Origin of the sequence: Kocuria rhizosphaericola, from assembly GCF_044462205.1 — a bacterium.
GTDB classification, from domain to species: domain Bacteria; phylum Actinomycetota; class Actinomycetes; order Actinomycetales; family Micrococcaceae; genus Kocuria; species Kocuria rhizosphaericola.
Map to the genome: position 1 here is coordinate 1 of NZ_JBISWK010000021.1, position 13,303 is coordinate 13,303.

The 13,303-nt window shown below is 73.7% G+C and carries 12 protein-coding genes and 1 riboswitch; of the genes, 6 read left to right on the top strand and 6 right to left on the bottom strand.

The window, feature by feature from the left end:
* Positions 1–50: 50 nt before the first annotated feature.
* From glyA to gcvP, 4 genes are all read right to left on the bottom strand, one after another.
* Positions 51–1,409, bottom strand: coding sequence for a serine hydroxymethyltransferase (glyA, locus tag ACH9D2_RS01775; protein WP_396361041.1), 1,359 nt, complete (start codon positions 1,407–1,409; stop codon positions 51–53).
* Complete coding sequence (gcvH, locus tag ACH9D2_RS01780) at positions 1,406–1,783, bottom strand: glycine cleavage system protein GcvH (RefSeq protein ID WP_396361042.1); 378 nt, start codon at positions 1,781–1,783, stop codon at positions 1,406–1,408. Before gcvH ends, glyA begins: the two co-directional genes overlap by 4 nt.
* Positions 1,784–1,866: 83 nt before the next feature.
* Positions 1,867–2,988, bottom strand: coding sequence for a glycine cleavage system aminomethyltransferase GcvT (gene gcvT / locus ACH9D2_RS01785; protein WP_396361043.1), 1,122 nt, complete (start codon positions 2,986–2,988; stop codon positions 1,867–1,869).
* Positions 2,989–3,020: 32 nt separating this feature from the next.
* Positions 3,021–5,891, bottom strand: a complete 2,871-nt coding sequence (gcvP, locus tag ACH9D2_RS01790) for an aminomethyl-transferring glycine dehydrogenase (protein ID WP_396361044.1) — start codon at positions 5,889–5,891, stop codon at positions 3,021–3,023.
* 151 nt (positions 5,892–6,042) lie between these two features.
* A riboswitch (glycine riboswitch) is annotated at positions 6,043–6,144 on the bottom strand.
* Positions 6,145–6,395: 251 nt separating this feature from the next.
* Between gcvP and ACH9D2_RS01795 the strand changes: the two genes are divergently transcribed.
* Both ACH9D2_RS01795 and ACH9D2_RS01800 read left to right on the top strand, forming a co-directional pair.
* Complete coding sequence (locus tag ACH9D2_RS01795; RefSeq protein ID WP_396361045.1) at positions 6,396–7,835, top strand: four-carbon acid sugar kinase family protein; 1,440 nt, start codon at positions 6,396–6,398, stop codon at positions 7,833–7,835.
* On the top strand, positions 7,832–8,710 hold the full coding sequence (locus ACH9D2_RS01800) for an NAD(P)-binding domain-containing protein (protein ID WP_396361046.1): 879 nt from the start codon (positions 7,832–7,834) through the stop codon (positions 8,708–8,710). The genes ACH9D2_RS01795 and ACH9D2_RS01800 overlap by 4 nt, the downstream gene beginning before the upstream one ends.
* 82 nt (positions 8,711–8,792) lie before the next feature.
* Here ACH9D2_RS01800 and ACH9D2_RS01805 read toward each other — a convergent pair whose 3' ends face one another.
* Both ACH9D2_RS01805 and ACH9D2_RS01810 read right to left on the bottom strand, forming a co-directional pair.
* The gene (locus ACH9D2_RS01805; protein WP_396361047.1) at positions 8,793–9,029 is read right to left on the bottom strand and encodes a DUF6953 family protein; all 237 of its coding nucleotides are present in this window, start codon (positions 9,027–9,029) and stop codon (positions 8,793–8,795) included.
* Positions 9,030–9,181: 152 nt separating this feature from the next.
* The gene (locus ACH9D2_RS01810) at positions 9,182–9,709 is read right to left on the bottom strand and encodes a 2'-5' RNA ligase family protein (protein ID WP_396361048.1); all 528 of its coding nucleotides are present in this window, start codon (positions 9,707–9,709) and stop codon (positions 9,182–9,184) included.
* 119 nt (positions 9,710–9,828) lie between these two features.
* Here ACH9D2_RS01810 and ACH9D2_RS01815 point away from each other — a divergent pair, with 119 nt between their 5' ends.
* From ACH9D2_RS01815 to ACH9D2_RS01830, 4 genes are read left to right on the top strand one after another with little or no spacing between them, the layout of a single operon-like run.
* Positions 9,829–10,938: an ABC transporter ATP-binding protein gene (locus tag ACH9D2_RS01815; protein WP_396361049.1), complete on the top strand. Its 1,110-nt coding sequence runs from the start codon at positions 9,829–9,831 to the stop codon at positions 10,936–10,938.
* Positions 10,935–11,609: an ABC transporter permease gene (locus ACH9D2_RS01820; protein ID WP_396361050.1), complete on the top strand. Its 675-nt coding sequence runs from the start codon at positions 10,935–10,937 to the stop codon at positions 11,607–11,609. The genes ACH9D2_RS01815 and ACH9D2_RS01820 overlap by 4 nt, the downstream gene beginning before the upstream one ends.
* Positions 11,606–12,277 (top strand): ABC transporter permease, encoded by a 672-nt coding sequence (locus tag ACH9D2_RS01825; RefSeq protein WP_396361051.1) that lies wholly within the window; start codon positions 11,606–11,608, stop codon positions 12,275–12,277. The genes ACH9D2_RS01820 and ACH9D2_RS01825 overlap by 4 nt, the downstream gene beginning before the upstream one ends.
* A gap of 58 nt (positions 12,278–12,335) precedes the next feature.
* Positions 12,336–13,274: an ABC transporter substrate-binding protein gene (locus tag ACH9D2_RS01830; protein ID WP_396361052.1), complete on the top strand. Its 939-nt coding sequence runs from the start codon at positions 12,336–12,338 to the stop codon at positions 13,272–13,274.
* Positions 13,275–13,303: the final 29 nt, after the last annotated feature.

Below are 13,303 nucleotides of genomic sequence, written 5' to 3' on the forward strand. Positions count from 1 at the left end.
GGGGTCCCGGTCCGCACCACGGACCTCGGCGGTGCCCGTGCGGCTCGTGCTCAGCTCTCGCTCAGCGGGGCCAGGCCCGGGTAGAGCGGGTGGTCCGCGGCCAGCTTCTGGACGCGTGCCCTGAGGCCGGACAGCACGGCCGGGTCGGCGCCGCCCTCGGTTCCCGTGCCGTCGGCCGCGGCGTCCGCGCCGGCGATGAGGGTCTCGGCGATGATGTCGGCGACCTCGGCGAAGGCCTCCGCGTCGAAGCCGCGGGTGGCCAGGGCCGGGGTGCCGATGCGCAGCCCCGAGGTGACCATCGGCGGGCGCGGGTCGAAGGGCACGGCGTTGCGGTTGACGGTGATGTCGACCTGGGCGAGCAGGTCCTCGCCCTGCCGGCCGTCCAGCGCCGAGGCCCGGAGGTCCACGAGGACCAGGTGCACGTCGGTGCCGCCGCTGACGACCGTGATCCCCCGGGACTGCACGTCCGGGGAGAGCAGCCGGCGGGCGAGGATCGAGGCGCCCTCGAGGGTGCGCTCCTGCCGCCGGCGGAAGTCCTCCCCGGCGGCGATCCCGAACGCCACGGCCTTGCCGGCGATCACGTGCTCGAGCGGACCGCCCTGCTGGCCCGGGAAGACCGCGGAGTTGATCTTCTTGGCGATCTCGGCCTCGCTGGAGAGGATGATGCCGCCGCGCGGGCCGCCCAGGGTCTTGTGCGTGGTGGAGGTGACCACGTGGGCGTGCGGCACCGGGTTGGGGTGCAGCCCGGCGGCGACCAGCCCGGCGAAGTGGGCCATGTCCACCATGAACCACGCCCCCACCTCGTCGGCGATCGCGCGGAAGGCGGCGAAGTCCAGCTGCCGGGGGTAGGCGGACCAGCCGGCGATGATCAGCTGCGGGCGGTGCTCCCGGGCGAGCCGGGCGACCTCGCCCATGTCCACGGTGCAGCCGGCCTCCTCCACGCCGTAGGGCACGACCTGGTAGAGCTTGCCGGAGAAGTTCAGCTTCATGCCGTGGGTCAGGTGCCCGCCGTGGGCGAGGTTCAGCCCCAGGATGGTGTCCCCGGGCTTGATCAGCGCGTGCATGACCGCGGCGTTCGCCTGCGCCCCGGAGTGCGGCTGGACGTTCGCGAAGCCGGCGCCGAAGAGCTCCTTGGCCCGGTCGACGGCCAGCTGCTCGATCACGTCCACGTGCTCGCAGCCGCCGTAGTAGCGGCGCCCCGGGTAGCCCTCGGCGTACTTGTTGGTCAGCACCGAGCCCTGGGCCTGCATCACGGCCACGGCGGTGTGGTTCTCGGAGGCGATCATCTCCAGGCCGTCGCGCTGCCGGCCGAGCTCCTGGTCGATCTGCGCGGCGACCTCCGGGTCGAGCTCGGCGAGGTCGGCGTTCAGGGTCTCTGCGTCCTGCCGCGTTCCCGGGTGCGTGCTCATGCCTGCTCCTCCTGGGCCTGCGCGTACTGCTCGGCGGTGAGCAGCTCGCCCTCGGCGGTGACCTCGACGGTGAACAGCCAGCCGTCCCCGTACGGGTCGGAGTTCACGAGGCCGGGCTCGTCGACGACGGCCGCGTTGACCTCCGCCACCGTTCCGGAGACCGGGGCGAAGAGCTCGGAGACGGACTTGGTGGACTCCACCTCGCCGCAGACCTCGCCGGCGGTGACCGTGGCGCCGGCCTCGGGCAGGTCGAGGTAGACGACGTCGCCGAGGGCGTCTACGGCGACCGCGGACAGACCGACCTTCACGGGGGAGGACTCGTCCACCCACTCGTGCTCGGCGGAGTAGCGCAGGTGGGACGGGATGTTGCTCATGATCGGGAACCTTTCAGCAGGAGGGGACGACGACGGGTGGCGGAACGAGCGGCCGGCGCGGGACGGACCGGGTCACGCGCGGGTCACCGTTCGCGCTGGTAGAACGGCAGGGACACGACCTCGAACGGCACCGGCTTGCCGCGCAGGTCGACCTGCACCTCGGTGCCGGGCTCGGCGTGCTCGTTGTCGACGTAGGCCATGGCGATGGGGTAGCCGAGGGTCGGGCTCAGCGCCCCCGAGGTGACCTCGCCGACGACCTCGCCGTCCACGCTGATCGGGTAGTGGCCGCGGGCCGCGCGCCGGCCCTCGCCGCGCAGGCCGACCAGCTTGCGCTCCACCCCGGCGGCCTTGCGGGCCTCCAGGACCGTGCGGCCCACGAAGTCCTCCTCCTTCTTGAAGGAGACGACCCGGCCGAACCCGGCCTCGTAGGGGGTGATGTCCCGGGTGAGCTCCTGGCCGTAGAGCGGCATCCCGGCCTCCAGGCGCAGGGAGTCGCGGCAGGCGAGCCCGCAGGGGATGAGCCCGTGGCCCTGCCCGGTCTCCAGGAGCGCCTTCCACAGCGGCACGGCCTGGGCGTTGGGCAGGTACAGCTCGAAGCCGTCCTCCCCGGTGTAGCCGGTGCGGGCGAGCAGCACGTCGATCCCGGCGACGGTGGCCGGCGCGGCGTAGTAGTACTTCAGCTCGGCGACCAGCTGCTGCTGCTCGGCGGGGACCAGCTCCTGCAGGACCGCCTGCGCGGCCGGGCCCTGGACGGCGACCAGCGAGGTGTCGGCGGACTCGTCGGCCACGGTGACGTCGAAGCCGGCGGCCCGCTCCTGGAGGGCGGCGAGCACGGACGGGGCGTTGCCGGCGTTGGGCACCACCAGGTACTCGTCCTCGGCCAGCCGGTAGCTGATCAGGTCGTCGATGATCCCGCCCTCGGGGGTGCAGATCAGGGAGTACTTGGCCCGGCCCACGGCGATGGCGGCGAGGTTGCCCACCAGGGCCGTGTTCAGGAAGGTCGCCGCGTCCGGGCCGGTCACCCGGACCTCGCCCATGTGGGAGAGGTCGAACAGGCCGGCGGCGCCGCGCACGGCGCGGTGCTCGGCCAGCTCGGAGCCGTACTTCAGGGGCATGTCCCAGCCGCCGAAGTCGGTGAAGGACGCCCCCAGCACGGCGTGCTCGTCGTGCAGGGCGGTGTGTCGGGAGGTGGTGCTCACGCTCATGTCGGTGCCTTTCGTGACGGTGCGGTGCCGGATCAGTTCTCGAAGGCCTCGGGAGCCGGGCAGGAGCAGATCAGGTTGCGGTCCCCGGCGGCGCCGTCGATGCGGCCCACCGGCGGGAAGTACTTGTCCTGGCGCAGCTCCGGGACGGGGAACGCGCCCTGCTCGCGGGAGTAGCGGCGGTCCCAGTCGCTCGCGGCCACGACCTCGGCGGTGTGCGGGGCGTGGCGCAGCGGGCTGTCCTCGGCGCTGAGGTCGCCGCGGGCGACCTGCTCGATCTCCTCGCGGATGGTGGTCATCGCGGTGATGAACCGGTCGATCTCGGCCAGGTCCTCGGACTCGGTCGGCTCCACCATCAGGGTCCCGGCCACCGGGAAGGACAGGGTCGGGGCGTGGAAGCCGAAGTCGATCAGTCGCTTGGCCACGTCCTCGGCGGTCACCTTGGTGCGGGCCGTGAGCGCCCGCAGGTCCAGGATGCACTCGTGGGCGACCAGCCCGTTGTTGCCGGTGTAGAGCACCGGGTAGTGCTCGTTCAGCGCGGTGGCGACGTAGTTCGCCGTCAGCAGGGCCGTCTGCGTGGCCCGGGTGAGGCCGTCGCCGCCCATCATCGCGATGTAGGCCCAGGAGATCGGCAGCACCCCGGCCGATCCGAACATCGTGGCCGAGATCGGTGCGCCGGCCGCGCCGTCGGTCCCGGTGCGGGTGGCGTCGCCGGGCAGGAAGGGCGCCAGGTGCGCGGCCACCGCGACGGGCCCGACGCCGGGTCCGCCGCCGCCGTGCGGGATGCAGAAGGTCTTGTGCAGGTTCAGGTGGGACACGTCCCCGCCGAACCTGCCCGGCTGGGCCAGACCGACCAGGGCGTTGAGGTTGGCCCCGTCGATGTACACCTGGCCGCCGGCGGCGTGGACGGCGTCGCAGACCTGGCGCACGTCGGCGTCGTAGACCCCGTGGGTGGAGGGGTAGGTGATCATGATGGCGGCCAGCTGCTCGCGGTGGGCCTCGATCTTGGCGGCGAGGTCGGCGTGGTCGATGGTGCCGTCGCCGGCCGTCTTCACCACGACGACCTTCATGCCGGCCAGGACCGCGGAGGCGGCGTTGGTGCCGTGGGCGGAGGCCGGGATGAGGCAGACGGTGCGCTGCTCATCGCCGCGGGACCGGTGGTAGCCGCGGATGGCCAGCAGGCCGGCCAGCTCGCCCTGGGAGCCGGCGTTGGGCTGGAGGGACACGGCCGCGTAGCCGGTGATCGCCTCCAGGCGGTGCTCCAGGTCGGCGATCAGCTCGCGCCAGCCGGTGGTCTGGTGGGCCGGGGCCAGCGGGTGGATCGAGGCGAACTCGGGCCAGCTCATGGCGGCCATCTCGGCGGTCGCGTTGAGCTTCATGGTGCAGGAGCCCAGCGGGATCATCGTCCGGTCCAGGGCCAGGTCCCGGTTCTCCAGGCGGGTCAGGTAGCGCAGCATCTGCGTCTCGGAGCGGTGGGTGGAGAACACGGGGTGGGTGAGGAACTCCGTGGTGCGCCGCAGCCCCTCGTCCAGCTCGAGGCCGCGCGGCCCGGCGGCGACGGCCGCGGCCGCGTCCGCCACGCCGAAGGCCTCGGCGACGAGCAGGAGGTGCTGCTCCGTGGTCGCCTCGTCGCAGGAGATCCCGACGTGGTCGGCGTCGACGTGCCGCAGGTTCACGCCGCGGTTCTCGGCCGCGCGCACCACCTGCTCCGCCCGCCCGGGGACCCGCACGGTGAGGGTGTCGAAGAACTGCTCCGCGACGAGCTCGTGACCGGTGTCCTGCAGCACGGTGGCCAGGGTCCGGGCGCGGTCGTGCACGCGCAGGGCGATGGCCTTCAGCCCTTCGGGGCCGTGGTACACGGCGTACATGCCGGCCACGACGGCCAGCAGGGCCTGGGCGGTGCAGATGTTGGAGGTGGCCTTCTCGCGGCGGATGTGCTGCTCGCGCGTCTGCAGCGCCAGGCGGTAGGCCGCCCGTCCGGTGGCGTCCTTGGAGACGCCCACCAGGCGGCCGGGCAGGTTCCGCTCCAGGCCGGGGCGCACCGCCATGTAGGCCGCGTGCGGACCGCCGAAGAACAGGGGGACGCCGAAGCGCTGGGAGGAGCCCACCGCGATGTCCGCGCCCTGCTCGCCGGGCGGGGTGATGAGGGTCAGGGCCAGCAGGTCGGCCGCGACCGTGACCATCGCCCCGCGCTCCTTGGCCTCGGCGATGACCGCGGCGTGGTCGACGACCCGTCCGGAGACCCCGGGCTGCTGCAGGACCACGCCGGTGATCTCGCCCTCGGGCAGGCCGGCCGTCAGGTCGGCGACTTCCACGGCGAAGCCCAGCGCCTCGGCGCGGGCCAGCACCACGGCCAGGGTCTGCGGCAGCGTGTCGGCGTCGACGACGATCGCCCCGTTGCCGCGGGCCTTGTTGGCCCGGCGCATCAGCAGCACCGCCTCGACCACCGCCGTGGCCTCGTCCAGCAGCGAGGCGTTGGCCACGGGCAGCCCGGTGAGGTCGGCGACCATGGTCTGGAAGTTCAGCAGCGCCTCCAGGCGCCCCTGGGAGATCTCGGGCTGGTAGGGGGTGTAGGCGGTGTACCAGCCCGGGGACTCCAGCACGTTGCGCAGGATGACCGGGGGCGTGTGGGTGTCGTAGTAGCCCTGCCCGATCATCTGCACGGCCGTGGTGTTGCGGTCCGCGAAGGCGCGCAGCTGCTCGAGCACCTCCTGCTCGCTGAGCGCCCCCGGCAGGTCCAGGGGGGCGCTCTGCCGGATGTCGGCGGGCACGGCGGCGTCCGACAGGTCGTCGAGGCTGGTACGGCCCACACGGGCGAGCATGGTCCGTACGGCGTCCTGGCCGGCACCGATGTGCCGGTCGGCGAAGACCGTGGTGGGGGACGTGGTGGTGAGCTGGATCGTCATGAGGAACTCCCGGGTGCTGCACGCCAGGTCGGCGTGGATCGGTTCGAGTTCCTCCCCGCTCTGTCTGGGACCTGAGAGATTCCGCGGCCGGGGGGCCGCTTGCACCGTCGGTGAGACCGGCGACGCGCGCCGGGCTGCTTTCCAGAGTTGCCGAACCGTGGTGGTACTGGGGCCTGAGAGTTTCCTGGGGAGGAATTGCTCCTACGGCGCCCGCCGGTCGTCGTGCACCGGGGGACTCTCCCACCACAGTTCATGGGCGTCTTCTGCTCCCAGGATAGCCGGATCCGAAATCGGGTGTCCACCGTCACGCCGCGGACCCGGCCGTGGCGGGGTTGATTGACGGTGTGTACCAGCTCACATAGGGTGTCAGATGTCTTATGTGTCGGGATCGTGCGCGGGGAGCCGACGAGGACGTGCGGTCCGGACCCGGTGCCGCCGTCCTCGCTCGAGGGCCCCGCCGTTCCCGGCCCGTCCTGTGATCCCCCGACCGGAGGAGCCCCGCGGATGACCGTCCCACGGACCCTGCTCGTGCTCGACGACGACCCCACCGGGTCCCAGTGCGTCCACGACGTCGACGTCGTCCTCGAGCTCGATCCCGAGCCCGTGCTGGACGTCGTCCGGCACCCCGGGCGCACCTGTTTCGTGCTCACCAACAGCCGGGCCCGGTCCGAGGCCGAGGCCGTGAGGATCAGCACCGGTCTCGTCCCGGCCGTGCTGGAGACCCTCGAGACCGAGAACCTGCCCCTGCCCCACCTCGTCTCCCGCAGCGACTCCACGCTGCGCGGGCACGTCATCGCCGAGCCCACGGCCCTGGCGGACGTCCTCGAGCAGCGGGGCGTGGCGGTCGACGGGTTCCTCTTCGCCCCGGCCATGCTCGAGGCCGGGCGGTACACCGAGGACGACGTGCACTACGCGGTCCTGCAGGGCCGCCCGATGCCCGTGGGCGAGACCGACTTCGCCGCGGACGCGACCTTCGGCTACTCCGCCTCCGACCTCAAGGACTTCCTCGTGGAGCGCTCCGGCGGCACGCTCGAGCGCTCGGGGATCCTCTCGATCGGCCTCGACGCCATCCGCTCCGGGGGTGCGCCGGCCGTCGCGGAGATCCTGCGCCGGGCCCGGGACCGGACGTGGGTGGTCGTCAACGCCACGGACTACACGGACCTCGACACGGTCGCCGAGGCTCTCGCCGTGCTGGAGGCCGAGGGGCGGACCTTCGTCACCCGGTGCGGGCCGTCCTTCGTCCGTCCCCTCGCCGGGCTGACCGGCTCGCGCGAGCTCGGTCCCGAGGACATCGTGGTCGGCCCCGGGCGCCTCCCGCACGGGCTCGTGGCCGTCGGCTCCCACGTGGGGCTCACCAACCGGCAGCTCGCCGAACTGCGCGAGCGGCGGGACCTCCTCGAGGTCGAGCTGGACGTGCCGACCCTGCTCGACGACGACGCGCGTCCCGGCTGCGTGGCCGACGCCGTCGCGCGGATCGTCGCAGGGCTGGAGAGCAGCGACGCCGTGGTGTGGACGAGCCGTGAGCTCGTGCGCGCGGACGACCCCGACGAGTCGCTGGCCATCGCGCGCTCCGTCTCGGACGCGCTCGTGGCGGTCGTCCACGGCGTGGCCCAGGCCCGCCCGGCGTGGGTCGTGGCCAAGGGCGGGATCACCTCCCACGAGGTGGCCCACCGGGGCCTCGGCATCCGCCGGGCCACGGTGACCGGCCAGTTCTTCCCCGGCCAGATCTCGCTGTTCCAGCCCACCGACGCCCCCGCCACCACGCAGGGCGGACCCTACGTGGTCTTCCCCGGCAACGTGGGCGGGGAGAGCGCCCTCGCCGACGTCGTGGACGTCCTCGACCGGGCGGCCGAGCGCGCCCGGTCGCAGGATCCGCGGCGGGGCCGGCAGGCCCCGCACGAGGCCGGCCCGGACACCGCCGACCCCGAGGAGGAGCTGTCATGAGCACGTCCCTGTCCGTCGGCTTCCTGGGACTGGGCGCCATGGGCGCTCCCATGGCCCTCGCCCTGGCCGGCGCCGGCTTCCCCGTGCGCGGCTTCGACGTCTCGCCCCGCGCCCAGGAGCAGGTGGGAGACGCCATGGAGCTGCTGGCCGACCCCCGCGAGGCGGCGACCGGCGCGGACGTCGTCGTCGTCATGGTCGCGACCGGGGCCCAGCTGCACGACGTGCTGTTCGGCGAGCGCGGCATCGCCGACGCCCTCGGCCCGGACACGGTGCTGCTCGTGATGGCGACCGTCGGTCCCCAGGCCGTGGAGTCCTGCGCGGCGGGCCTCGAGGGCCGCCGCGTGCGGATCGTCGACGCCCCGGTGTCCGGGGGGACGGCCCGCGCCGCCACCGGGGACCTGCTCGTCATGGTGGGCGGCGCGGACGAGGACGTCGCCGCGGTCCGGCCGCTGCTCGACGCGATGGCCGCCAACGCTCCCCTGGTCGGCCCCCGGGTAGGCGACGGGCAGCGCTTCAAGGTGGTCAACCAGCTGCTCTGCGGTGTGCACATCGCCGTGGCGGGCGAGGCGCTGGCCCTCGCGGACTCCATGGGCCTCGACCCGGCGCAGTGCCTCGAGGTCCTCTCCACCGGTGCCGCCACGTCCTTCATGTTCGAGGACCGTGGCCCGCGGATGCTGCAGGGCGAGGAGGCCGAGGTCCGCTCCGCCCTGGACATCTTCGTGAAGGACATGGGCCTGGTCACCGACGCCGCCCGGGCGGTCGCCCAGCCGGTGCCGCTGGCCGCGGCGGCCGAGCAGCTCTACGTGCGCGGCCGCCGCGAGGGCCACGGCCGGCACGACGACTCCTCGGTCTTCGACGTCCTCCGCTCCCGCTGACCTGGATCCCGTGCAGAGCGGCGCCCCGTCCTGCACGGAGGGGCTCCGCCGCCCGGCCGTGCCCGGGGAGGTGCCCGGCGGATCAGCTCTTGACGGACCAGAAGCGGCGGTCGCGGTCCCACTGCACCGTGCCGCCGTGGGCCTTGCGGAACTCCGTGAGGACCTCCTTGCTGATCCCGGTGTGCCCGTTCTCCAGGGTCCGGACCCACTCCGGGCCGAAGGTCCGGGGGATGTCCTGGACGGCCTGGTCCTGGGACAGCCGTCCCTCCGTGCGGATGCGGTCGACCATCCAGTGGGCGATGTCCTGTGCGCTCGTCATGTCCCGAGCCTACGCGGGTCCGCGCACGCCGGAGCACGGTGCGGGGAGGGCCGGTCACCCCCGCGGGACCACGACGGCGGAGCCCGCCGCCTCCGGGCCGGTCGCCCGGGTGCGCAGTGCCGCCACAGGGACCACTCCGTCCGGGCCGGCGCTCAGGCCAGCCGCACCACGGTGCGGGCGTCCGCGTCCCACCGGCGCAGGGCCACGGCGCGCAACGGCTCGGGGTGCGGGGCCAGGACGTCCAGCGCCGCGGCCACCTGCTCCGGGCGCATCCGGCGCGCCAGGGTGACGTGCGGCGTCCAGGCGCCGGGCATCGAGGTGCGCGCCTGCCCCGGGACCGAGCCCACGGCGTCGCAGACCCGCCGGTGCAGCTCGAGCAGCTCGGGGGTGGTCACGACCTGGCGGACCACCACGTAGCCGCCCCGCCCCGGACCGAACAGCAGCACGCCGGCGCTGGCCAGCGGCAGGTCCACGAACCCGGCGGCCGCGGCGACCCGCTCGTCGATCCCCGGCACGGTCTCCGGGGCCAGTGACGGCGCGGCCACCAGGGTGATGTGGGGCCGGTTGGACTCGGAGCGGTGCCGGCCGGAGCTGGGCAGCCCCGCCTCCGCCAGCCTGTCCCAGTCGGCGCGCACGGCCGCCTCGGCGTCCTCGCCGAGCAGCAGCTCCAGGCTGTGCATCGTCCGCCTCCTCCGCGTCGGCCGGAGGCCCCGCAGGGAGGCCGCTCCGGTGGACGCGAGTCTAGCGGGGCCGCCGAAGTGCTTGCCTATACTGGCCGGACGGCAACGGGAGGACCTCCATGACCGACATCGCGATCCGTTTCGAGGGCGCCGGCAAGACGTACCCGGACGGGACCACCGCCGTCGAGGCCCTCGACCTCGAGATCCCCCGCGGGTCCCTCACCGTGTTCGTGGGGCCCTCCGGCTGCGGGAAGACCACGTCCCTGCGGATGATCAACCGCATGGTGGAGCCCACCTCCGGCACCGTCACGGTGGAGGGCCGCGACGTCACGTCCGTGCCCGCCCACGAGCTGCGCCGCTCCATGGGCTACGTCATGCAGCAGTCGGGCCTGCTGCCGCACCGGACGGTGGTGGACAACATCGCCACCGTCCCGCGGCTCAACGGCGTGCCGAAGAAGCGGGCGCGGGAACGGGCCCGTGAGCTGCTGGCCACCGTGGGGCTCGACGAGGCCCTGGGCACCCGCTACCCCTCCCAGCTCTCGGGCGGCCAGCAGCAGCGGGTGGGGGTGGCCCGCGCGCTCGCCGCGGACCCGCCGGTGCTGCTGATGGACGAGCCGTTCTCCGCCGTGGACCCCGTGGTGCGCCAGGACCTGCAGCGCGAGCTGCTGGACCTCCAGCACCGCCTGCACCGCACCATCGTGTTCGTCACCCACGACATCGACGAGGCGATCCTGCTCGGCAACCGGGTGGCCGTCTTCGCCACGGGCGGGCGGCTGGCGCAGTACGCCACCCCGGAGGAGCTGCTGCGCGCGCCCGCCGACGACTTCGTGGCGGACTTCGTGGGCCGGGACCGCGGCTTCCGCTCCCTGACCTTCGACTCGGCGCACGACATCCCCGTGCACCCGGTGGCGACCGTGCGCCCGGACGGCACCCCGGGCGTGGCCGGGGCCGGGGACGAGCCCGCCCCCGACGGGTGGACGCTGCGGGTCGACGACGACGGCGCCCCCCGCGGCTGGGTGCGGCCCGGCGCGGAGGACGACCCCGTGGTCGGCGGCACCCTGCACCGGCCGGGCAGCTCCCTGCGCAGCGCCCTGGACGCGGCCCTGTCCTCGCCGTCGGGACTGGCCGTGGTCGTCGACGACGCCGGCCGGGCCGTCGGGATCATGCAGCCGGGGGAGATCATCGCGGCCATCGAGGACGCGCGGCTCGGCGGACGGACGCCCCGATGAACTGGACGAGCCGGAACTGGCCCTACGTCCTGGAGCTCACGGGCACGCACCTCGTCCAGTCGGTGCTGCCGCTGCTGTTCGGCGCGCTGATCGCGATCCCGGTGGCCCGGCTCGCGGCCCGCAACCGCACGCTGCGCCCGGTGTTCGTCACGGGCTCCTCCCTGCTCTACACGATCCCGTCCCTCACCCTGTTCGTGGTGCTGCCCCTGGTCCTCGGCACGCAGATCACCTCGGTGGTGAACGTGGTCGTGGCGCTGACCATCTACGTGGTGGCCATCCTGGTGCGCTCCTCCGTGGACGCCTTCGAGTCCGTGGACCGGGACGTGCTGCAGGCGTCCACCGCGATGGGCTACCGCCCGCTGCGGCGCTTCTTCGCCGTCGAGCTGCCGCTCGCGGTGCCCGTCCTGGTCGCCGGGCTGCGGGTCGCCTCCGTCAGCAACATCTCCATGGTCAGCGTGGGGGCCGTGATCGGGGTGCAGTCCCTCGGCACCCTGTTCACCGACGGGCTGCGCCGGTCCATCCTCGAGGAGATCGCGGTCGGCATCGTGCTGACCGTGGTCCTGGCCGTGCTCATCGACCTCGTGCTGCGGGGGGCCGGCCACGCGCTGACGCGCTGGCAGCGGGCAGGCAGGGACCCGGTCCCGCGCGTGCGGAGAGGGGCGGTCGCATGAGCCTGTTCAGTGCCGCACTGGCGTGGCTGGCCGATCCCGGGAACTGGTCCGGGTCCGGCGGCATCCCCGCCCGGATCCTCGAGCACCTGACGTACAGCGGCATGACCCTGGCCGTGGCCCTGGCCGTGGCGGTCCCGCTGGGCCTGTGGGTGGGGCACACGGGGCGCGGCTCCGGCGTCGTCGTCGGCCTGGCCGGTGCGCTGCGCGCCCTGCCCACGCTGGGCCTGCTCACCCTCTTCACCCTGCTGCTGGGGCTCGGCCTGGTGCCGCCGATCATCGCGCTCGTCCTGCTGGCGATCCCCCCGATCCTGTCGGGGACCTACGCCGGGGTCGCGAACGTGTCCCCGGCCCTCAAGGACGCCGGGGCGGCGATGGGGATGACCGGGAGCCAGGTGCTGACCCGCGTGGAGGTGCCCAACGCGCTGCCCGTGATCCTGGGCGGGATCCGCAACGCCGCCCTGCAGGTCGTGGCGACCGTGACCGTGGTCGCCTACATCAACCTCGGCGGCCTCGGCCGCTACCTCATCGACGGCCTCGCGGTGCGCGACTACGACCGCATGCTCGGCTCCGTGGTGCTCGTGGCGGTCCTCGCGCTCGCCGTGGACGCCGTCCTGGCGCTGGCCCAGCGGCTGTCCACCTCGCCGGGCCTGCGCCTCGCCGCCCCCTGACCGTTCGTCGCCCCTGACCAACCGACGTCCCGTGCCACCGACCGACAGGAGAACCACCATGACCACCGCTCCCGCCCTCCGCCGCCGCACCACCGCACCCGCCGTCGGCGCCGCCCTGCTGCTGGGCCTGACCGCCTGCGGAGGCGGCGGCGACCCCCTCGCCGGCGACGGGGGGTCCGAGGACGGCGCCACCGAGACCGTGACCGTGGGCTCCGCGGACTTCCCCGAGAGCCAGATCGTGGCCGAGCTCTACGCCGGGGCGCTCGAGTCCGCCGGGGTCGAGACGGAGACGTCCCTGGGCATCGGGGCCCGCGAGGCCTACGTGGGGGCGGTGCAGGACGGGTCCGTGGACGTGGTCCCCGACTACTCCGGCAACCTGCTGCTCTTCGCCGACCCGGAGGCCACCGCGAGCTCCGCCGAGGAGATCATGGAGGCCCTGCCGGACGCCCTGCCGGAGGGGCTCACCGTGCTGGAGGCCTCCGAGGCGGAGAACAAGGACGCCATGGTGGTCACCCCGGAGACCGCGGAGCAGTACGGGCTCACGAGCATCGCGGACATGGCGGCGGTGTGCGGCGAGCTGGTGATCGCGGGCCCGCCCGAGTTCGCCGAGCGCGCCTACGGCCTGGACGGCCTGGAGGAGAAGTACGGCTGCGTGCCGGAGTCCTTCGAGCCGATCAACGACGGCGGCGGGCCGCTCACCGTCGAGGCCCTGCTCAACGGCGACGTGGACGTCGCCGACATCTTCACCACCACTCCGGCGATCGCCGACAACGACCTCGTGGTGCTGGAGGACCCGGAGAACAACTTCATCGCCCAGCAGGTCCTGCCGCTGGCCGCGGCGGACCGGTTGCCCCAGGAGGCGGTGGACGCCCTGAACGAGCTGTCCGGCAAGCTCACCACGGAGGACCTCATCGACCTGAACCGCAAGGTCGGCGGCGACCAGCCGATCAGCCCGGCCGCGGCCGCCGAGGAGTGGCTCTCCGCCAACGGGTACTGAGTCCGGCCGGGGGACCGGCACCGCGCCCC